17 protein-coding genes are annotated in these 20,554 nt (G+C 52.0%); 2 read left to right on the top strand and 15 right to left on the bottom strand.

Going from position 1 to position 20,554, the window contains the following annotated elements; all coding sequences use genetic code 11:
• Positions 1-162: 162 nt before the first annotated feature.
• The 15 genes from QZT18_RS13025 to QZT18_RS12955 all read right to left on the bottom strand — a co-directional run bounded on the left by QZT18_RS13025 (position 163) and on the right by QZT18_RS12955 (position 18,301).
• Positions 163-1,341, bottom strand: coding sequence for a BMP family protein (locus tag QZT18_RS13025; protein WP_294148431.1), 1,179 nt, complete (start codon positions 1,339-1,341; stop codon positions 163-165).
• 90 nt (positions 1,342-1,431) lie between these two features.
• A complete protein-coding gene (locus tag QZT18_RS13020) occupies positions 1,432-2,346 on the bottom strand; it encodes an ABC transporter permease (RefSeq protein ID WP_125140540.1) in 915 nt (304 codons plus the stop codon).
• An 11-nt stretch (positions 2,347-2,357) separates the two neighbouring features.
• Positions 2,358-3,437 (bottom strand): ABC transporter permease, encoded by a 1,080-nt coding sequence (locus tag QZT18_RS13015; protein ID WP_294148430.1) that lies wholly within the window; start codon positions 3,435-3,437, stop codon positions 2,358-2,360.
• A 1-nt stretch (position 3,438) separates the two neighbouring features.
• Positions 3,439-4,977, bottom strand: a complete 1,539-nt coding sequence (locus tag QZT18_RS13010) for an ABC transporter ATP-binding protein (RefSeq protein ID WP_294148429.1) — start codon at positions 4,975-4,977, stop codon at positions 3,439-3,441.
• Between the two features lie 69 nt (positions 4,978-5,046).
• Positions 5,047-5,772: a purine-nucleoside phosphorylase gene (gene deoD / locus QZT18_RS13005; RefSeq protein ID WP_366925878.1), complete on the bottom strand. Its 726-nt coding sequence runs from the start codon at positions 5,770-5,772 to the stop codon at positions 5,047-5,049.
• A gap of 94 nt (positions 5,773-5,866) precedes the next feature.
• Positions 5,867-7,144 carry an amidohydrolase gene (locus QZT18_RS13000; RefSeq protein ID WP_294148427.1) on the bottom strand — a complete coding sequence of 426 codons (1,278 nt, stop codon included), beginning with the start codon at positions 7,142-7,144 and terminating at the stop codon, positions 5,867-5,869.
• A 389-nt stretch (positions 7,145-7,533) separates the two neighbouring features.
• Entirely contained in the window at positions 7,534-8,967 is a 1,434-nt protein-coding gene (locus QZT18_RS12995) for an aldehyde dehydrogenase (protein WP_294148426.1), read from the bottom strand.
• Between the two features lie 42 nt (positions 8,968-9,009).
• Positions 9,010-9,786, bottom strand: a complete 777-nt coding sequence (locus QZT18_RS12990; protein ID WP_227029953.1) for a DeoR/GlpR family DNA-binding transcription regulator — start codon at positions 9,784-9,786, stop codon at positions 9,010-9,012.
• Positions 9,787-9,896: 110 nt separating this feature from the next.
• Entirely contained in the window at positions 9,897-10,748 is an 852-nt protein-coding gene (locus QZT18_RS12985) for a class II fructose-bisphosphate aldolase (RefSeq protein ID WP_294148424.1), read from the bottom strand.
• Positions 10,745-11,833, bottom strand: a complete 1,089-nt coding sequence (locus tag QZT18_RS12980; RefSeq protein WP_294148423.1) for an alcohol dehydrogenase catalytic domain-containing protein — start codon at positions 11,831-11,833, stop codon at positions 10,745-10,747. Before QZT18_RS12980 ends, QZT18_RS12985 begins: the two co-directional genes overlap by 4 nt.
• A gap of 85 nt (positions 11,834-11,918) precedes the next feature.
• Positions 11,919-13,013: a zinc-binding dehydrogenase gene (locus QZT18_RS12975; RefSeq protein WP_294148422.1), complete on the bottom strand. Its 1,095-nt coding sequence runs from the start codon at positions 13,011-13,013 to the stop codon at positions 11,919-11,921.
• A gap of 49 nt (positions 13,014-13,062) precedes the next feature.
• A complete protein-coding gene (locus tag QZT18_RS12970; RefSeq protein WP_227029949.1) occupies positions 13,063-14,013 on the bottom strand; it encodes an ABC transporter permease in 951 nt (316 codons plus the stop codon).
• Positions 14,010-15,524 carry a sugar ABC transporter ATP-binding protein gene (locus QZT18_RS12965; RefSeq protein WP_294148421.1) on the bottom strand — a complete coding sequence of 505 codons (1,515 nt, stop codon included), beginning with the start codon at positions 15,522-15,524 and terminating at the stop codon, positions 14,010-14,012. Before QZT18_RS12965 ends, QZT18_RS12970 begins: the two co-directional genes overlap by 4 nt.
• Before the next feature lie 65 nt (positions 15,525-15,589).
• Entirely contained in the window at positions 15,590-16,645 is a 1,056-nt protein-coding gene (locus QZT18_RS12960; protein ID WP_227029947.1) for a sugar ABC transporter substrate-binding protein, read from the bottom strand.
• 126 nt (positions 16,646-16,771) lie between these two features.
• Positions 16,772-18,301 (bottom strand): L-fuculokinase, encoded by a 1,530-nt coding sequence (locus QZT18_RS12955; RefSeq protein WP_294148420.1) that lies wholly within the window; start codon positions 18,299-18,301, stop codon positions 16,772-16,774.
• 791 nt (positions 18,302-19,092) lie between these two features.
• Here QZT18_RS12955 and QZT18_RS12950 point away from each other — a divergent pair.
• Both QZT18_RS12950 and QZT18_RS12945 read left to right on the top strand, forming a co-directional pair.
• A complete protein-coding gene (locus QZT18_RS12950) occupies positions 19,093-19,932 on the top strand; it encodes an AraC family transcriptional regulator (RefSeq protein ID WP_294148419.1) in 840 nt (279 codons plus the stop codon).
• 362 nt (positions 19,933-20,294) lie between these two features.
• Entirely contained in the window at positions 20,295-20,549 is a 255-nt protein-coding gene (locus tag QZT18_RS12945; RefSeq protein WP_294148418.1) for a hypothetical protein, read from the top strand.
• Positions 20,550-20,554: the final 5 nt, after the last annotated feature.

The following is a 20,554-nucleotide window of genomic DNA, read 5'->3' as shown; positions in this document are numbered from 1 at the left end:
ACCTCCCACTCCCCCGTCCGCCGTCTTACAGAGGCGTCCTCGCATCTCAACTAAAAAAGCCCCGCAAACGGTCATTCCCCCATTTCCGAAGCTTTCTCCTGCAAATCTCTTTTACATCCCGGGGGACTTTCAGGCCCCGCCGGGATGCATCTGCATACAAAATTAGTTATTCACAATGTCTTTTACCTGATCGGTTGTTAATTCGGCAACATCGGATACCTTGATTTCGCCGGACTGGATCTTTCCAAGGATTTCTTCTACCTTGGCAACATTTTCTTCACCGATGCTCTTTGTCAGGTTGTCGTTGAATACGATACCTACGGCATCATCTTTCAGACCGTATGTTACAGTTGTTCCAAACGGAACTTTGGAAGGATCTGCCACATAGTCGGAACAGATTTTGAATAATGCATTGTCAAGAAGCTTTAAGCTGGATGTAATTACGGATGCCTGTAAGTTGGAGCCTTCCAGTGTTCTGTACTGGTCGCTGTCTACGCCGATGGCCATAACGCCGTCTTTCTCTGCCGCTGCTTCGATAACGCCGTTGCCTGCGCCGCCTGCTACCTGGAATACGATGTCTGCGCCTTCGGAAATCTGTGCATTGGCAAGATCTTTTGCTTTTGCAGTATCCATAAAGTCACCAACGTAAGCTGTTAAAATCTTTGTCTCTGGATCTACGTATTTAGCTCCCTCTGCATAGCCTACGAGGAAGTTGTTAACGGTTGTGCTCTCTGTGCCGCCTACAAAACCGATGGTCTTGTCCGTGTTGGCTGCATTCTCGCCTGTTGTGTAGTATGCTGCTACGGCTCCTGCAAGGAAACCGGACTGGTTGGAATCGAATAATACGGTTAATACGTTGCCTAAGTCACCGGAAGTATAATCTACATCCTGGTCAAAGAGGATGAATTTTGTATCCGGGTACTCCAGCGGGATTGTCTCAAAGTTTTCCTTGTTCTGGAAACCGGTTCCCACGATAATGTCTGCGCCGCTGTCTGCCGCATCGTAGAAAGCTGCCTGCCATTTTGTCGTGTCGTCACCCATCTCAACAACGTTAACTTCAAATTTGTCGCCCATCTCTTCCTGGACTCTCATAGCTCCTTCATAGGCGGACTGCTGGAAAGAAAGGTCATTTTTACGGCCGATGCAGAGTGTCATTTTTAACTTTTCTCCGCTTCCCGCTGCGTCTGCTGCTTTTGTTTCACCGTCTGCTGCCGGCTCTGCTTCACTTCCTGCAGGCGCTTTCGTCTCTTCCGCCGTTTTGCCGCCTCCGCAGGCAGTCATGGACATTGCCATTGCCGCAGTCAGGATGATCGCTGCTGCTTTTTTAATTGATTTTCTCATAATGTTCCTCCTTAGAACGTGTGAATAAGTATTTTATATCAAAGGGCGCTTTTCCCAAAGATAGCATAAAGATAACATATAAAAATAATTTTACAAAGAATCCTCGGTCTTTCTCTTTACCTTGTAATAGAAACTGAATATTACATAGAAAATGATGATGGACGCGTAAGGAATAATCGTAATAAGGTACGGATCCACATTGTTGTTCTGCAGATAGATGGAAATACCGCTGCCGAAGCCGTAAAGGATGGAACTGACCATTCCCATCAGCGCATTGCCGGCCGCCATTGCATTGGTTGCCAGCGCGATGTAGCCGCGGCCCGCAACCATACCGGAGGTAAAACGGTTTACATATCCCATGGACAGGTACATTCCTCCAAGGGAAGCTAAGAAACCGCTGATAAACATGGCCTGGTAGCGCACCTTTTTTACATTGATGCCGACGGAGCGGGCTGCCTCTTCCGATTCTCCCACGGCCCTGATATGGATGCCGAAGGACGTCTTTTTAAGCATAATGAACATCAAGATTGTAACAATAAATGCGATATAAGTCAAACTGTTATGTCCGGACAGAACGTCGCCCAGTCCCGGGATATCTTTGATCACCGGAATCTGCAGCGCCGGAAAAGCCGATGATGCCAGAGAGTTGCTGGCATTCTTATCTCCCGTAATGGAATACAGACAGAATACGGAACCGCCGCTGGCCGCCAGGTTAAGCGCCACACCGGTGATAACCTGATTGGCTTTCAGATGCTGTACAAAATAAGCAAGCAGCATGGTAAAGGCAATTCCCGCCGCAAGGCCCGCAATCGCTCCCACCAGAAGACTTCCCGTAAAGCCGCTGCCTAAAACTCCGCAGAGAGCCGCGATTGTCATCGCTCCCTCCAGTCCCAGATTAAGTACGCCCGAACGGCTGGCAATCAGGGCCGCCATCGTGGCAAAGAGAACCGGTGTCGTGGCGCGGAGAACGGTAAACCAAAAATCAAGATTTGTTATAAAGTCCATTTTTCCCCTCCTTAGATCGCGCCTTCTGCATCCACCGTCTGGTTTTGCAGCGCTTCTCTTTCTTCTTTATTCTTCTTCATCTTATACAGGAACCGCTCGGAGGCGATCAGCATGATCATGATACCCTGGATGATGGAAACGATCTCAGAGTCCACGTCGCCGCCCCTGGACATTACCAGGGCTCCGATACGGATATAAGAGATGAAAAAGGCGGAAACAGGTATCATGAGCGGTTTTGTCCCGGCCAGCAGGTTGATTAAAATACCGTCCCACACATAGGTCTGGGCCGTAATCCACTGGAATTTCTTGTACATTCCGATCATCTCGACGCCGCCGCCGAGACCGGCCAGCATACCGCCGATGAGCTGGGAACCGATCACGACTCCGCCGATTTTAATACCCGCGTATTTTGCAAAGTTCTCATTGGAACCGGTGATTTTAAGTTCACGGCCGAACTTTGACTTGTCCATCAGAATCCACATGATGATTACCGCGATAATCATGATAATCAGACCATAGTGGGTGTTTGTCCCTTTCATCATCTTGCCCAGGGTCGCCGTCGGCTGGAACCCGATGGAGAATGAGCCGTTGGAGGTGTCCAGGAAAAACTTTCTGATCAGCCAGTAGCCGAAGTTAAAAAAGATGTAGTTCATCATCAGCGAAATCACAAGCTCGTTGGCGCCGGTCTTTTTCTTGATGAGAACCGGGATGATGCCAATCACGCCGCCCACCGCCGTGGCAGCGATGAGAATTACAATCTGATGCACGATATTCGGCATCGGACAGGCAATGGCGATTGACGCCGCCATGACGCCTGCAAAATAGAAGGAGCTGTCGGCCACCATGGAAAACAGGCCACTCTTATGCATGACATTGATGGCAAGTCCGCAGAATACAAGCGGAATCATCGTCTCAATTACGTTAAAGAAGTTTCTCTTTGTTGAAAATGGCCCGAGCAGGAATTTGTAAAGAGCCGTCCACGGATCGTCCGCCACCGCAAAGATAATCACTGCCGCTATCAGAAGGGCGATCAGGATGGATGCCGTTACGCGGATCACTCCATACCATTCAAACTTTTTCTTCTTGTTCATCTTACGCCTCCTTAAGCTTCTCTTCGGAATCGGATTTAAGACCCAGCATGTAAAGGCCAAGCTCTTCTTCCGTCGTATTCGGGACATCGTCTAAGACACCCGCGATCTTTCCCTGATGGAATACAATCACGCGATCGCTTAGTGCCTTTAACTCCGCCAGGTCGGCGCTTACGAGAATCAGGGATTTATTCTCATCCCTCATCTCCAGAATCTTTTTGTGGATAAACTCCATGGCGCCCACGTCCACGCCGCGGGTCGGCTGGTTCAGGATGATGACATCCGCACCCGCCGTAAATTCTCTCGCCACAATGGCCTTCTGGATATTGCCGCCGGAAAGGCTCTTGATGCTGATATCGAGGCTGGACGTCTTAACTTTAAAGTCCGCAACACAGCTTTCGCAGTAGCTTTCTATGGCCTTCTGATCCAGAATCGAATTTTTGGAAAGTTTATCAAGGCTGGCCGCAATCAGGTTGTCGCGCACGCTCATCTCCGGCGCGCTGCCGTTCAAGTTGCGGTCCTCGGGCACATGGGCAATGCCCAGCTTCCGGTTCTCCCGGATCGTCTTTTTGCAGAGATCTTCGCCCCGGTACAGGATGGAGCCGCTCTCCGCCTTCATGTTGCCGGTCAGGATCTCCATTGCTTCCTTCTGTCCGTTGCCCTCGATGCCGGCAATGCCGAGCACCTCGCCCTGTCTTAAGGAGAAACAGAGGTCATCCAGCTTCTTCGTGCCGAATTTGTCGGTATAGCTTAAGTTCTCCACCGTCAGAATCTTCTCTCCAAAATCCTGAGGCGTCTTTTCGTATTCCAGTTTGACGTCACGTCCCACCATCAGGCGCGAGATCTCCTCCGCCGTCACATCTTCCACCCGGTAAGTGCCTATCGAGCGGCCGTCCTTTAACACGGTCAGCCGGTCGCAGAGGTATTTCACCTCATGGAGCTTGTGGGAAATAAAGATAATCGTGTATCCCTCTTTCTTGAGGTTTAAAAGCTGTTCAAAAAGCTCTTCCGTCTCCTGCGGGGCAAGTACGGCCGTAGGCTCATCCAGTATAATAATCTTTGCGCCGCGGTACATGGTTTTTAAAATCTCCAGCTTTTGCTTCATTCCGATGGAAATGTCACGCACCCTCTTTGTGGCTTCCACATGAAGGTTATACTTTTTTGAGATTTCCTCGGTCACCTGCACCGCTCTTTTCTGATCCAGGAAAAGTCCCTTCTTTTGCTCAATTCCCAGTACCAGATTCTCCGCAACGGTCAGTGACGGCACCAGCATCATATGCTGGTGGACCATACCGATCCCGTGTTCGATCGCATCCTTACTGGAATGAAAATGCACTTCCTGTCCATGAAGGAATACTTTACCGCTTGTGATCTCTTCGATACCAAACAGCATCTTCATCAGAGTAGACTTTCCGGCTCCATTCTCTCCCACCAGTGCATGGATTTCTCCCTTGTCCACACTGAAGTTGATATTGTAATTAGCCAGAACGCCGCCCGGATAAATTTTAGTCAGGTCTTCCACCCGTAAAATTTCCTCTGCCATAGTCATTCCCCTTATTATTCTTCTGTTCGTGTATTTCCGTTACTGCATACGGAGTATAAAGTAACCTGTTTATGCCAGTTCCAGAGCCACTTCCATCATATTGGTAAATGTGGTCTGGCGTTCCTCGGCCGTCGTTGCCTCCCCGGTCACTGCGGAATCGGAGATTGTCAGGATGCAAAGTGCATTAACTCCCGCATACGCTGCGTTGCTGTAGAGAGCCGCCGCCTCCATCTCCACCGCCAGGACTCCCATCTTATCCCATGTCGTCCCTGCGGGAGGAAGATCCGGATTGTAGAACATATCGGAACTTAAGACATTCCCCACATGGTAGTTAAGTCCTTTCGCCTCTGCCGCCTTTACTCCCTTTGCAAGGAGTTCATAGCTGCAGATGCAGGCGTAATCGCCCGGCAGGCGGAACTGTTTTACATAGTTGGATGTGGTGCAGGCTCCCATTCCGAATACCATATCGCGCACTTTTACTTCGGGGCGGAGCGCTCCGGCCGTTCCGACGCGGATCAGGTTCTTGCATCCGTAAAAATGAATCAGCTCATAGGAGTAGATTCCGATGGAAGGGCAGCCCATGCCGGTTCCCATGACGGACACGCGTTTTCCTTTATAGTATCCGGTATAGCCAAACATATTTCTCGTAGCGTTAAACTGTTTTACATCGGTCAGGAAATTATCTGCAATATATTTCGCCCTAAGCGGATCACCCGGTAAAAGTATTGTTTCCGCAATCTCTCCTGCCTGTGCTCCGATGTGTGGTGTTGGTGTGTTGTGTTCTGACATAGTCATTCCTCCTGATTATTATTTTAGACTGTTTATATGCTTATAAGCGCATTTTTGAAAATGCGCCTCCAAACTGCTTTTTCATCTTCTGTTATTTCATCTACATTTCTTTGTATAACCAATTTTTCAGATAAAACTCTTTGCGTTCCTTAAAATCTTCATTTTTCACCTGCAGACCGGGGCAGGTGAGGATGTCACAGACGGTCTTCATCACAATCTCCGCCGTGTGTAAATAGGCATTCTCTTCATCCACAATCGTAAAATCGCTGCTGTGGATCCGCCCTCTTATCCCTGAAAAGCCAAACTGGACCGCCGGGAGCAGATATCCCAGATCCCCGATATCGCCGGAAGCTCCGGAAACCACATTTTTAATAATTTTCTCTTCGGGGCAGATTTCCCGCATATGGCGGTAAATAATCTCATTCAGCTCTTTGGACTGTTTGAGCGGCATATATCCCGTCCTGTTTTCAATCCGGCACGACAGGCCGAGGGCTGCCGCAGAGTGCACGGCGCAGAGGTCGAATTTCTCCCCCGCTTCCAGAAGATCCGCGAGCGTGTTGGCCCTGACATAGGTTTCCAGGACCGCCTTCTCCGGGATAATATTGACGCTGCCTCCGCACTCCGTAATGACGGGATGTATCTGAAGGCCCACGTCCGCCGGGAACTGATCCTTCATATAGGCAACGGCATCCATACAGAGACTCGCTCCGTGAAGCGCATTGCGCCCCATATGCGCGGCCGCGCCCGAGTGGGATGCCTGTCCGGTAAAGACTGCCTTTTTTACCATGAAACCGGCCAGAGTGGAGTTAACGTCAAAAAGCGTTTCCGTCTCCCCATTGACATGCATGGTCAGGACACAGTCGACATCGTCGAACACTCCCTGTTCTATCATGTTCTGTTTTCCGGAAAAATAATTGATTTTTCCTTCTTCTTTTAATTTTTGCCTGTAATCGAACTCTATAAACTCTTCAGCCGGGGCGGCAATAAAACTGATACGCCCTCCCGTCTCCTCCGCTATGTTTAAATCCTTCAGCATCTTGAGGACGCCGGCCATAACGGCGGTCTGGATACTGTGGCCGCAGGAATGACAGGGATAACTCTTCTCTCCGTCGTTCACCACCAGAGCATCCATATCGGCCACCAGGGCGATGTGGTATCCGTCCCCCGAGCCAACCGTTGCCAAAATCCCCGTCAGACAGAGATCCGACCGGCAGGGAATCCCGTGTCCACGCAAAAAAGAAGTGAGAATCTGATTCGATTCCACTTCTTTAAAACCGGGCTCCGGGCAGCTAAAAAGCTCCCGTCCCAGCTTTATCAGTCCGTCTTTATTCTGCTGAATTTCCCTGTTGATTTCTATATAAAGGTCTTGTCTTTCCATCCTGTCACTTTCCGGCAGAAGCCAACGCGTAATTTTGCTATTTTATTTAATAAATTTATCATGATTGGAGAAAAAAGTCAAATGCTGTAGTTGAAAAGTGAGAACGCCGACGCAGGGTGGAGTAATGAATTATCGCTATCCGGCGCCCGGTTCCTGCAGCTAAACTGATACCTCCCATAAAGATCGAAATAGCTGCACGCCCTCTCTTCCCCGGCATGCAGCTATCCACTATTTATTCATTTTTCCACTTTTCAATCTTCAAAGCGCTGACAAAGATCTCCTGCAAAAATCCACGGGACTGTCTAAAAATCACATTTACATCTGCCTGAAAACCGGTAAAAACTTTGCTGCCGAAGAATCTGCCGGAGAACCTTATAGAGCACCCATGCTTAGAAAACCTGCTTCAGCACATAGGATTTCTCCTGCATCATCTCACGGAGCGTGCCGGCTATCCCTTCTCTCCCGATCCCGCTCTTTTTATATCCGCCGAACGGCATCTCCGAGGACCGGAAATCACTGGCCCCGTTGATGACCACGCCTCCGCACTGCATCCGGCCGGCTGCCGACATGGCTGTTTTGATATCTTTTGAGAAGACAGCTCCCATCAGGCCATAGCAGGACTGATTTGCGATCGCAATCGCCTCGTCCATCGTCTGAAACGGGATAATCGGAAATACGGGACCGAATATCTCCAGATCCCTGGCAATATCCATCTCCCTCGTGACGCCGGTCAGAACAGTCGGAGGGAAATATACCTCGTCATAGACTTTCCCGCCCAGGACGCAGGATGCCCCCTGGCTTACCGTGTAAGCCACCTGTTCTTCCACCTGTCTGGCCGCGCTTCGGCTGATCATGCAGCCCTCGTCCAGCTCCGGGTCCATCGGATCGCCGATCTTTACTTTCTTTAGGGCTTCCACCAGTTTCCGGGTGAATTCCTGCTCCACTAGGTGATGGACGATGAAACGCTTGCTGGCGCAGCAGGTCTGGCCGCAGTTTCCCATACGCCCGAAAACGGCTTCTGACACGGCCAGATTGAGATCCGCATCCTCGTTGACGATAAAAGCGTCGTTGCCCCCAAGCTCGAGAAAGACTCTCGTCAGGTTTTTAGCTGCTCTCCGATACGTCTCCACCCCCGCCTGGTTACTGCCGGTCAATGAAACCGCCGCAATCCTCGGATCTGAAACGAGTTTTTCTCCGATCAGTCCCCCCCGCCCAGTTACCACCTGAGCTGCCTTCGGCGGCACGCCCGCCTCATGAAGCAGTTCCACCAGCCTGATGATGGTGAGCGGACAGTCCGTCGGCGGCTTTATGATAACCGAGTTACCGGCGGCCAGAGCAGGCGCGGCCTTCTCCGCATACAAGTCCACCGGAAAATTGAAGGGCACCAGGCAGACCACAACTCCCAGCGGTTCCCAGCGCGTAAATACCAGGTCCCTGGAATCACTGGTCATCTGGTTACCCCCCGGCAGCGTTTCTCCATAAAGATGGGCCGCTTTCTCCGCATATCCGGTAAACAGGGCGTGGACTGCATCCAATTCCATCTCTGTATTCTTTATATTTTTTCCGTTCTCCCTGCACAAGAGCTCCTGAAGCTCTTTCCGGTGCTCCTCCACGAGCGCCGCATAGCGGTAGAGAATCCGGTTCCGTTCTAAAATCGTCTTGGAGGACCATTCTGAAAATCCTTCCGTCGCCGACTGTAATGCCAAATCGAGTTCCGCTTCCGTCGCTGCGGGAACCGTGTCAATCACTTCATTCGTCGCCGGATTCAGAATCTCGATCCGGCTGCTGCCTGCCGCCTTTTTTCCGCCAATTAACATTTCCATTGATAAAAACCCCTTCCGTTTATTGGCCAAAAGGGCAATTTTCTACTCCTCTGCAAACACAATATTCACTTTGGCAGATAACTCCTTAAATATCTCTTCCGGAAGGCCGCGATCTGTGATCAGGCCGTCAAAGCGCTCCCAGGCGGCGTATTCAACCAGCGCATTGTTCATAAATTTGCTGCTGTCTGAGACAATATAACTTCTCCCGGCGCTCTCCATCATCTTCCACTTGGCGTGCGCCTCCGGAAAGTTCTCCACACAGGGACCGCGGGACGTGCTGAGGGCGCTGGCGCCGATAAACGCGATATCCGCCTGGATTCCCGCCAGGCACAGATCCACCCACTGCCCTACGGCGGCCAGGTTGGACGGGTAAACCTCCCCTCCCAGCGCCAGTACATTTACTTTATTTTCTGCCAGACGAATCGCCGCTGTCAGGCTGTTTGTCACTACCGTTATGTTTTTCTTTGCGAGCAGTTCCTCCGCAAGCCAGTATGTTGTGCTGCCGGAGTCCAGGATCACTGTGCTGTTGTCTGATACCAGGTTCACAGCGGCCCGGGCGATTGCCCTCTTGGAGCTTATGTTTCGTTCCATTCTGCGATTGAGAAACACATTGCTTCCCGTAAAATAATTATCTACTACGACCGCGCCTCCGTGGGTCTTGCGCGCGACTCCGCGCTGTTCCAGCGCGATCAGATCTTTTCTTGCAGTTTCGGATGACACATGAAATTCATTTACTATCGTACTGATCTTGATATGACCGTCGGCCACCAGCATCTGAGTAATCTGTGCCTGCCGTTTTTCTGCTAATATTCGAGCCAAAAGTTTCATCACCCTTCGTCACAACATCATTTTTAATTGCATATTATTGTTGTTTATTTTATCATGAAGCCGTAGCGAGAGTCAATGATTCTGGGAAATTCTGGATCCACCTATGCTCTTTTGTCTCCTCCGCAGGTCCGGATCCATTCCCTCACCTCTTTTTTGATTCCCTCTTTTACCGTCCCTATCAGGTCGATGATAAAAGCATTTTCCCCGAACCGCTCCAGCTCTGCTTTCATTCCGTTCATATAGGCGCTGGCAATGCACGTTCCCACGTTTACCTTGCAGATCCCCTCCGCGATACAGCGGCGCACATCTTCTCCGGCGATTCCCGTCCCTCCGTGGAGAACCAGCGGAATGCTGATCGCCCGGTGGATCTCCTGCAGCCGCTCAAAGCTCAGATGAGGTTCCCCCTCATAATAGCCATGGGCTGTCCCGATGCCGACCGCCAGGGTATCCACCCCCGTCTCTTCCACCAGACGGACACAGTCCGCCACCCGGGCAAGATAATCGTCTCCCTCATATCCGCCCTCATATCCGACGCCCTTAATCCGCCCTATCTCCGCCTCTACGATACTACCTCTGGCATGGGCATATTCGGCCACCTCTTTCACTGCGGCAATGTTTTTTTCCAGCGGCAAAGCCGAGGCGTCCAGCATGACCGAGGGGAAGCCGTAGTCTACCGCTGCTTTACAAACCTGGACGTCCTGGCAGTGATCCAGGTGCAGAATGACCGGAACGTCCGAGCGCTCCGCCATCTCTCTCCCGAGCGCCGCATAGATCTCCAGTGGAAGCTGCGTAAAATTCTCAGGGTGGATTGCCACCATCACGGGTGCCCTAAGCTCCTGCGCCGCCGCCGTGACCGCGCTCATATCCCAGACATCCGCACAGTTAAACGCGTTCAGCGCGTAGCAGCCCTCCTTCGCTCTGCGAAACAATTCTTTTACTCCGCACTGATTCATAATTTTTCTCCCCTTTCCCGCGCATTCGGCGTCATCACCACTTTGATCGCTGACGGATCATGGACTGCAGCGGCGTATGCCTCGTCCCACTTTTCTAATGCAAATTTATGAGTTACCACACCTTCCGTCGCGATTAGTCCTCTGTCTATCCCGGCAATAACCGCCTCGAAACAGCCCGGCCCCAGATGGGAGCCCAGAACATCGATCTCCTTCCCATCCCCGATGATATTCCAGTCGGCCATGATGTCCTTTGCAAATATACCGAACTGGACGTAGCGGCCCAGGCTTCGGACAGCCTTCAACCCCTGCCTGACGCTGGCCTCGCTTCCCGCGGCCTCCAGATAGACATCGCAGCCGTAGCCGTCCGTCCGTTTCAGGATCTCCTCTGCGACATCGCACTGGGACGGATCCAGGACCAGATCCGCGCCGAATTTTTCAGCCAGGGCGCGCCGGTTTTCTCTCAAATCCAGGCCGATGATAAGCTTTGGGATAGCCAGGCGGGCCATCGTCACCATACCGAGCCCAATCGCTCCCAATCCACTCACGACTACGACGTCCTCGTGGCGGATTCTCGCCCGCTCCACGGCGTGCATACTGCATGCGTACGGCTCGATCAGAGCCGCCTGCTCCACTGTAAAATGCTTTGGGATATGGTGATTGATTCCCCGGCGGTGAATCCGCATATACTGGGCAAATCCCCCTTCCGCCTCCCTCTGGAATCCGTACATTTTTAGATTCTGGCACATCCAATACTGGCCATTCTTACAAAACCGGCACTCCTTGCAGGGGATGATCTGCTCCGAAATCATCAGTTCCCCCAGTTCATAATCCGTTACGTTCTCTCCCTTTTTGACGATTTCACCGTAGAACTCATGTCCCGCCGTGACAGGCGTCTCGATAAACCGCTCCTCGGGCGGCGCGTTCCACTCGTGGCCGCCTGCAAAATTTTTCAGATCCGAACCGCAGATGCCGCAGCCCAGGATCCGGATGACCATTTCATCTTCCCGGCAGGAGGGAACCGGCCGTTCCTCCAGCCGCATATCCATCGGCCCATACAGGCGCAGCGCTTTCATCCTATCTTCCATATGACTTTCTCCCATTTCCATACGCCTTTTTACTTCAGGCACTTTCCTATTCCTACGCGCACCTTCCTTTTTTCCTCGCGCCTCCTTATTCTCTCCCTGGATAAACAATCCCTTTCATATAGCCGTCAAAAGAGGAGGCGGCCATCGTCTTCGCCAGCCCTTTAAGCCCGCAGGAATAGGTAAAGAGCTGCTCCAGTTTTTCCTTCCGGTCACACAGAATCCGGAATGCCTTGTGGAAGGCATGGGGGGTGTTTACCGTCATCCCAATCAGCGTGGCATGTTTTGCGCAGAGATCCGCAAAGGGATCAAAGGTTACGGGGGACGGTTTCATAGCGTTTCCACACTCCACCAGCGTCCCCAGGCGCTTCATGAGGTGAATCCCGTCGCAGAAGGCCTGCCCGGTCCCCACACACTGGAAGACCACATCCGCCCCTCTGCCTCCTGTCAGTTCTCCGATTTTCTCCTTCCGCTCTTCCAGGCTCTGGGTCTTGTAATTCAGCAGTAAATCAGCCTCAGCCATTTGGCCGCACATCTCAAGCCGCTTCTTCCGGCCGCCGGCCACCACGATCCTGCCAGTCCCCAGCATCCGTAGATAAAAAGCAGTCAGAGCCCCGATCGGCCCGTCCCCGATGACCAGAGCCGTCCTGGTCTCATCCAGGCAGTTTTCCATGGTGCCGGGGCAGCGCATGGCCAGTTCCACCGTCCTGACCGCCACCGCCAGAGGATCCAAAAGAACTGCTCTCTCGGCCGGCATGGACTCCGGTACTTTCCACAGATACGTCCCCGGATAGATATACATATATTCCGAGAAACCGCCGGTCAGGGCCGTCTCCCCTTCCGGGCGCTCATAATCGCCTGCCCCCTGATAGGGTAACCAGTCGCCGTAGCCGAAGGGCTTCTCGCAGACGGAATAGGCGCCGTTTCCGTAGTCCAGGCAGTTAGCGCAATGTCCGCAGGTGACCGTCGGATAGAGGACAATCCGGTCTCCCGTTTTTAGCGGTCCTCCATAAATGTACATGGCGTCATTTGCCCGTCCTCCCATCTCCACTATCGTCCCGGTCACTTCGTGGCCCAGCACGACGGGAAACGGCGGCGTCTCCGTGCTGATGTGGAGATCCGAGCCGCAGATTCCGGCTGCCTCCACCCGGATCAGGATTCCGTCTTGCTCTACCCGGGGCATTGGAACTTCCTGGATGTCAAACTGCCGGTTTCCACGAAAAGCCGATGTCTTAAGCATGTTTTTTCACCAGCCCTTTCTGAACATTATTCACCGCCACCGCAAAGAGCAGGACGATTCCTTTAACCAGCCACTGTGTATATTCGGTCAAATCCAGCATAACCATACCGTTGGACAGAATTCCCATAATCAGAACGCCGGCCACCACATTGACGATACGGCCTTCGCCGCCCATCAGGCTGACTCCGCTTAAGACGGAAGCCGTGATTGCATCCATCTCAAAACCGACCCCCACCGACGGCTGGCCCGAATTGACGCGGGAAGCCATGATAATGCCGGCAACCGCCGCCAAGGTGCTGCATGCGATATAGCAGATCATCTGCACTCTTGTGGTGTTAATGCCGGATAAACGCGCGGCCTCCTGGTTCCCTCCGACCGCATAAATGTGACGTCCAAAATACGTTTTTTCCAGAAGCACAAAACCGAGGATAAATACGGCCACCATAATGCAGAGCGGCACCGGGATTTTACCGATATACCCCTGTCCGAATACCCGGAAACTGTCGGGCAGGCCGTAGATCGGAATCCCTCCCGTCAGAAGGTAGGCAGCGCCTTTGGCAATGGTCTGCATGGCCATCGTTCCGATCATAGCCGGGATTTTAAAATATGTACACATAAAGCCGTTGACGGCGCCGCAGCACGCGCCCACCATCAGTGTGATGATCACGGCCAGCCAGATCGGCAGCTGCCCCTGCACCACTAATTTGGTACAGACCACCCCGGTAAACGCACACATCGTTCCCACCGAAATATCGATTCCACCGACCAGGAGAAGGATGGTCATTCCCACGGCCGCTATACCGGTCATGGAAACCTGCCGCCCCACGCTCAGAAGATTGGACGAGCTGAAGAAATTATCCGCCGTCAGCGCAAAAAACAGGATCTCCGCAGCCAGGATGATAAACACGCTGATCGTTGACAATTGTATTTTTTTACCTTTCAAGATTCCACCCCCAAACTATTTTCCCTGCTTCCGCCGGAAGCAAGTTCCAATATTGCACTCTGCGTCACCTCTGAACCGCTCAGGAAGCCGCTCAACCGCCCTTCGTGCATCACCATAATTCGATCGCTCATCCCAATCAGCTCCGGAAGCTCGGAGGATATCATGATAATCGCCTTTCCTTCCCTGCGCAGATTTGCCATCAGCTGGTAAATCTCCTGCTTCGCCCCCACGTCTATGCCGCGGGTCGGTTCGTCAAATATCATGATATTGCAGTTAGCCGCCAGCCATTTGGAGAGCACCACCTTCTGCTGGTTTCCGCCGGAGAGATGGTCGGTCAACTGTGCGTCGGACGGGGTCTTAATCTCCAGAGCATGAATGTATTGATCAATCAGTTTCTGCTCCTTCCCCCTCTGCACCATCATAAACCGGCTTAAAGATTTTACCCTGGTGAGCGAGATATTGTTCCGTACACTCAGGTGCAGGTGAATTCCCTGCCCCTTTCTATCCTCCGGAATCAGGCAGATACCCGCCCGGATCGCATCGGACGGCGTCCGGATCGGGACCGGCCGGCCATGCACTGAAATCTCTCCTGAAGTCCGGACATCCGCTCCGAAAACCGCCCTGGCAATCTCGGTGCGCCCGGCTCCCACCAACCCGGCAAAGCCGAGTATTTCTCCTGCGCGGACTTCAAATGACACATCTTTTAATTTGCCGGTCGTCAGATGGGAAACCTGGAGCGCCGTCTCCCCTGTACAGCTATCCCCTTTTTCAGGGTAGCTCTCTCCCAGCTCCCGGCCCACCATCAGGCTGACTAATTCCCTGCGGGTGGTCTCGGCCGTATTCAGGGTGCGGATCACGCGGCCGTCGCACATAACTGTTACTTTCTCCGCCAGCTCAAAGAGCTCCTCGATTCTGTGCGAAATATAGATAATCGTGATTCCCTGGCGTTTCAGATCCCGGATGATCTCGAACAGGACGCCGACCTCCTGCCCTGTCAGAGGAGCCGTCGGCTCGTCCATGATCAGGATTTTTGCATTTTCATAGATGGCTTTCCCGATCTCCACCAGCTGCTGATAGGCGATGCTGAGTTCCCCCACCGGCCGCACCGGATCCAGGGAAACCTTCAGTCGGTCGAAAACTTCTTTCGTCCGCCGGATCATCTCGCTGCGCTTCAGCATGATCCCATTTCGGATTTCTTTCCCCAGAAACAGATTTTCATATACGCTCAATGCCGGAACCAGATTGAATTCCTGATAGATAATGCCGATCCCGGCCTTCTTTGCTTCCGATGGGGTGAACCCCTGATACTGCCGTCCGTCTATGTAGATCTCTCCGCTGTCCGCTCCATAGGCGCCCGACAGGATTTTACACAGAGTTGATTTCCCCGCCCCGTTCTCTCCCAGAAGAGCGTGAACCTCACCCGGATAAAACTCGATGCTGGCGTCGTTTAGTGCTTTCACCCCCGGAAATGTTTTGGTCAGATTTCTGACCGTCAAACTTGGAACCGCCACATTTTCACCTCCCTATGACGAGGTATGGACGACAGACCGCCTTCCATACCTCTCTTCCTTGCAGGTTAATTGGTCAGGTAAGTATCCACGTTGGAGCCGTCGATGGCCACACAATCGAGATAATAGATACTCTCCAGCTTTTCCCCGTTCGCCGCTTTGACCGCATAATCCATGCAGAGGCGTCCGATATCCTCATTGGGCAGCTCCAGACCAGCGGACGCCCGATATATCGTCCCTTCTTTGATCTTGGAGAGCGCTTCCGACGCGCCGTCACAGCCGCCGACAAAGAAGTGGTCGGTGTTTACTCCGGAGGCCATAACCGCCTCGTATGCTCCCAGCGCCCCGCTGTCATTTACGCCCAGAATCACCTGTACATCCGGGTGGGCCTGAAGAATGTTCTCCGCCGCGCGCATGCCGGTGTCAGTCAGGTTCGCAGCCGCCGTGGCCGCCAGTTCTGCATCCGGCGCATACTCCTCAATTCCGGCCCTGATTCCGTTCTCACGCTCGATCACCTGCGGAAGTGTCGGCTGGTTTAAAATGGCATATTCCGCCTTGCCGCCCAGCTCCTCTGAGATCCATTTGCCTGCCGCCGTGCCCAACGCATAGCCGAAATTATACTCTTCAAATGTCACGCAGCTGGTGGCCTCCTCGATGAATGTCGTCTCCGTGATCACGCGGATTCCGGCTGCCTCCGCCTCCGCAATAGCGCCTCTGCTGGACTCTGCGTCCAGAGCGCTAACGATGATGGCGTCGCAGCCTGAGCTGACGAAATTCTCAATTGCAGATACCTGTTTCTGGGTGTCTGACTGTGGATCGTTGATGACGAGATCGATCCCGTTCTCATCCGCGTACTTCTGCGCTCCGTTGGAAAACTCGGCAAAATAAGAGTTCGACAGGTCCATGACCGACAGGCCGATTTTCATCTTTTTCCCGCTGTCCGCCGAGGCGCTTTCGGCGGAACCCGCCTCATTTGCAGGGGCAGACGTGTCCGCGGGAGCCACAGCATCCGCAGCCGGAGTCTCCGGTGTTTTCGCTGCGGAACCGCTTTCTTTTGCGGAACAGCCGCTCAGGGATGTACAGACCAGACAAACAGCGAGCGCCAGGTTGAGCATTTTCTTCATATCTTTTCCTCCTTTTTGTGGCGGCATATCTGCCGCTTTTGGTTTTCCGGTATCACCCGGTGTTTTTATGATAAATTTTTCCACGGTTCACACCTATCCGCTTTCTCGAACGGCTGTGAATCGCAGCTAAATTTTCTTATGTGAAACGTGAAGCTGGCCGATTCCCGAACGGACATACCACGGATGGTTTTCTTTATACCGGTCGTATTTATCCTGGTAATAGGAAAAATGGTCCGGCTCACTGCGGATTCTCTTTTTCACCTTGACCATGACGTCCGCCGCCTCTTCCATCGTCCGGCAGCCACCGGCGGCTTTCATAGCGAGAATGGCCGCTCCCAGCGTCCCGGCTTCATTGGAGCTAAGTGTCACGATATCGCGGCCCATGAGATCCGCTTTCATCCGGAGGTATCGCTCGTTTTTAGCCAGCCCTCCCACCGCATGGATTTCCCCCAGGGTAACTCCGGCCGCCTCCAGACATTCCAGATTGAGCTGTAACTCGAACGCGATCCCTTCCAGCAGAGCCGCAAAGAGTTCCCCGCGGCCGGTCTTAAGATCCGCCCCCAATAGGATGCTTTTGGCCTCCGGGTCATTAAACGGCGTCCCGGCTCCAGAAAAATAGGGAATCCAGATCACGTTATTCTGTTCTCTCGGGACCATATCAAACATTAAGTCATAGACATCTTTTCTCTCCTGCACGGCCGCCAGAACCAGGTCCTGGCAGAAACAGTCCCGAAACCATTTCACGGCCCTTCCCGCCGTCATCGTGCAGCCATAGATGGAATATTTCCCCGGAATCACATGGGGTTCCACCGAAAGATTGTATTTCGCCAGCAGTCTCAGATCAGGCGGACGCCCCGCTACCGCACCCACGGCCTCCACGCTCCCCATCCCGTCCAGGACATCCCCGTCTCTGATTACCCCGGCCCCCAGGGATACGCACTGTTGGTCATGGCCTCCTGCGACCAGGAGAACTCCCCTCGGAAGGCCAAGCCGGCCGGCTGTCCCGTCCTGGATTGTCCCTACCACGGTTCCCGGTTCCACCGCCGGGGGAAGGAGAATTTCCGGCAGCCTCGCCGCTTTTAAAATCTCCCGATCCCACTTTTTCTCCCAGATATCGAACATCTCGGTGGTGGATGCCAGCGTATAGTCGATATGCGGTTTTGCCCCCAGCAGGAAGAGAAGCAGGGAATTCATCGGGAGAAAAAACGATGCCTGCCGATATATCTCGGGCTTATGCTTTTTCAGCCACATGATACGGCAGACGGAGGAGACCCGGGACGGATCATATCCCGTTTTCTCAAAAAAGCGCTCCCGATCCACGCGGCCGGCCAGCTCTTTTTCCACATCCTCTCCCCTGGAATCGGAGTAAATGATGGCGTCGGCCAAAATCTCTCCCGTCCGGCTCAACGGAACTACGGATTCCCCCAGCGATGAAACGCTGATTGCCTCAATCTTTTCTCCGCCGCACCGGACCGCGGTCTCCCGCAGCACCTCCATCGCATCTTTCATCACCTGCCGGCTGTCCAGTTCCTGGCCTCCGTCTGACGTCGCTTTGGGAGTGTACTCCCGGTAGGCGCCCGCCAGTATCTCCCCGTCCGCCCCGACGGCAGAAGCTTTACAGCCGGAAGTGCCGATATCCACACCTATTACTGCCATCTGCTTCCTCCCGATCACTTAAACTTTGTTATCCAAGTTCTATACTTGTTATTTTCTGTTATTTGAATTATATCGCAAGTAATCGCAAGTTTCAATTGTCAAATATCTACAGAATCTTATTTGGATTTTTGGTTTATTTTCACAATTCATTTTTTATTTGCAAAGGATTGCAATCGAATTAATATTTAGAATGAAAAGAAATTTTAAATATGAGGAAGCGTTTTTTAGCGTTGCTCTAATGCCCCCGCTCCGCGCCAATGGTAACAGACTAAGCCCAGCTCATCCCGTCTCTCATCCATAGCAAACCAGGCCTGAACCTGCGCCTCCGTATCCTCTGCCGTCATCTTCATTACAATAAGCGCTGAAGGCAGCCGGTTCCAGCTGCCAGATGATCCGGAGGTTACTTCCATCGGAGTAGATGAGGTCGCACTTATCCAATTACATCACCATTCCTGACTCTGGCTTGCGGCGGCTGAATTGTTCTGTTTTTTCAAGTGGGCGGTGGTATTGTCGCGGGCACTACGTTTTTTTGAGTGCCGGGGGAAGGCCGGGTTAGGAAGGATGTTAGGCATTTTTTATGGGGCTTGGATGAAATTTTTTCGTTTTTTCTATGATGACGGATGTTGTTTACACAAACGGTTGGAATGATGGTAAAATATTGTTAAGACAGAGATATTTTGATGGTTGATGATGGGCCGGGCTGTCCGACAGAAGAAGACAATAAGAGTCGGGCAGGCGGACGTTGTTGTTTATATAATATAGTTACAGCGGACAACGAAGGAGGACATTGTATGAATGGTTGGAATGACGGCATCACTAATGCGATTGCATATATTGAAGAGAATTTGACTGGAGATATCAGTATTAGTGAAATTGCAGATAAGGCGCATGTGTCCAGTTTTTATTTTCAGAAAATCTTCCATGTATTATGCGGCTTTACGGTCGGCGAGTATATAAGGAACCGGCGGCTGACGCTTGCTGCGCAGGAGCTTTGCTCTACCGATATCAAGGTGATTGATGCCGCACTGAAATATGGCTATGATTCGCCGGACAGCTTTGCCAGGGCATTTACGAAGTTTCATGGAATCAGTCCTTCCGCAGCAAGAGAAAAAGGAAGTAAGCTGAATTCTTTTGCACCGCTGAAAATTAAACTCACATTGGAGGGCGGTACTATGTTGGAGTACAGGATTGCCGAAAAGGCACAGTTTACAGTAATGGGAATGTTGCGCAGATTTAATATGGAGACTTCTTATAAAGAGATTCCCAGGTTTTGGACGGAACATAAGGAAAGCGGCGGATGCAAAACCGTATGCGGAATGTTCGGGGTATGTCTGGACGATGAAGGGAAGGACTTTGAGTACATGATTGCCGATAATTACATTCCATGGAATGAGGTTCCGGAGGGTTATGTAACGAAAGTCATTCCGGCATGTACATGGGCTATCTTCCCCTGCCACGGCGCCTTGCCGAATGCGCTGCAGGATGTGAATACAAGGATATGGAGCGAATGGCTGCCGTCCTGCAAGGCGTATAAGATTGCGGGTAACTATAATATCGAGATGTATACACCGCCATGTGAAAATCCGGATGACAACTATAGTGAGATATGGATTCCTGTAGAGAAGGTATAATTCACGGTTTGTTGACGGTTTCTATGTGCAGCATTTCATTGTAACGGCATGGTGTCAGGCAATTGCGGAACAAGAAACAACGCTTTTAAAGAATGATCATTTGTGAAATGGGGGTGATGGCAATCCGGCATAAAAAAATTGCAGTTTTTTTCATATTAGTTTGCAGCCTTTTAGCCATTGCCGCAGGCATATACTATCACAGGCACGCCCCCGACAGAATGGCTAAGAATATTTTATTGAGCATTACCACTGATTCAAAAATTGAATCGCTTTTCACCGACAGCCCGGATTTGGAACCGGAAACGTTTCTTGAACACTGTGAGCAGAGATACCGGCCCGATTTAACGGAGGAGGCCTTTGATATGGCCGTTCGGGATGGAACCTTCCTTACCTTTTTCAGATCGAACCCGAAAGGAGGCCGCCTGAAAAGCAGCGGTATCGAGGTGGAACGGCTGCAGACGTTGCCTGATGATATCAGTTTCTTCGGTGTTGTCAAAGCCGATTATGTCTCCGCGGACGGAAGCGCCTATACTCAGACATGGAATGCCAAAATCCGTATCGTACGGGTAAAGGGTACCTGGAAAATAAAATACCTGACTCTGACCTTTGTCAGATAGCGATT

The organism is uncultured Clostridium sp. (assembly GCF_900547735.1).
GTDB lineage: Bacteria > Bacillota > Clostridia > Lachnospirales > Lachnospiraceae > Otoolea.
This window is presented reverse-complemented; position numbering and strand designations above follow the sequence as displayed.

Coding starts and splice junctions, on each gene's coding strand:
- QZT18_RS13010 (WP_294148429.1), bottom strand. CDS start 4,977: ATGGCAGAGGAAATTTTACGGGTGGAAGACCTGACTAAAATTTATCCG.
- QZT18_RS13025 (WP_294148431.1), bottom strand. CDS start 1,341: ATGAGAAAATCAATTAAAAAAGCAGCAGCGATCATCCTGACTGCGGCA.
- QZT18_RS12960 (WP_227029947.1), bottom strand. CDS start 16,645: ATGAAGAAAATGCTCAACCTGGCGCTCGCTGTTTGTCTGGTCTGTACA.
- QZT18_RS12955 (WP_294148420.1), bottom strand. CDS start 18,301: ATGGCAGTAATAGGTGTGGATATCGGCACTTCCGGCTGTAAAGCTTCT.
- QZT18_RS12950 (WP_294148419.1), top strand. CDS start 19,093: ATGAATGGTTGGAATGACGGCATCACTAATGCGATTGCATATATTGAA.
- deoD (WP_366925878.1), bottom strand. CDS start 5,772: ATGACTATGTCAGAACACAACACACCAACACCACACATCGGAGCACAG.
- QZT18_RS12980 (WP_294148423.1), bottom strand. CDS start 11,833: ATGGAAGATAGGATGAAAGCGCTGCGCCTGTATGGGCCGATGGATATG.
- QZT18_RS12995 (WP_294148426.1), bottom strand. CDS start 8,967: ATGGAAATGTTAATTGGCGGAAAAAAGGCGGCAGGCAGCAGCCGGATC.
- QZT18_RS12985 (WP_294148424.1), bottom strand. CDS start 10,748: ATGAATCAGTGCGGAGTAAAAGAATTGTTTCGCAGAGCGAAGGAGGGC.
- QZT18_RS12975 (WP_294148422.1), bottom strand. CDS start 13,013: ATGCCCCGGGTAGAGCAAGACGGAATCCTGATCCGGGTGGAGGCAGCC.
- QZT18_RS13000 (WP_294148427.1), bottom strand. CDS start 7,144: ATGGAAAGACAAGACCTTTATATAGAAATCAACAGGGAAATTCAGCAG.
- QZT18_RS13020 (WP_125140540.1), bottom strand. CDS start 2,346: ATGGACTTTATAACAAATCTTGATTTTTGGTTTACCGTTCTCCGCGCC.
- QZT18_RS12945 (WP_294148418.1), top strand. CDS start 20,295: ATGGCCGTTCGGGATGGAACCTTCCTTACCTTTTTCAGATCGAACCCG.
- QZT18_RS13015 (WP_294148430.1), bottom strand. CDS start 3,437: ATGAACAAGAAGAAAAAGTTTGAATGGTATGGAGTGATCCGCGTAACG.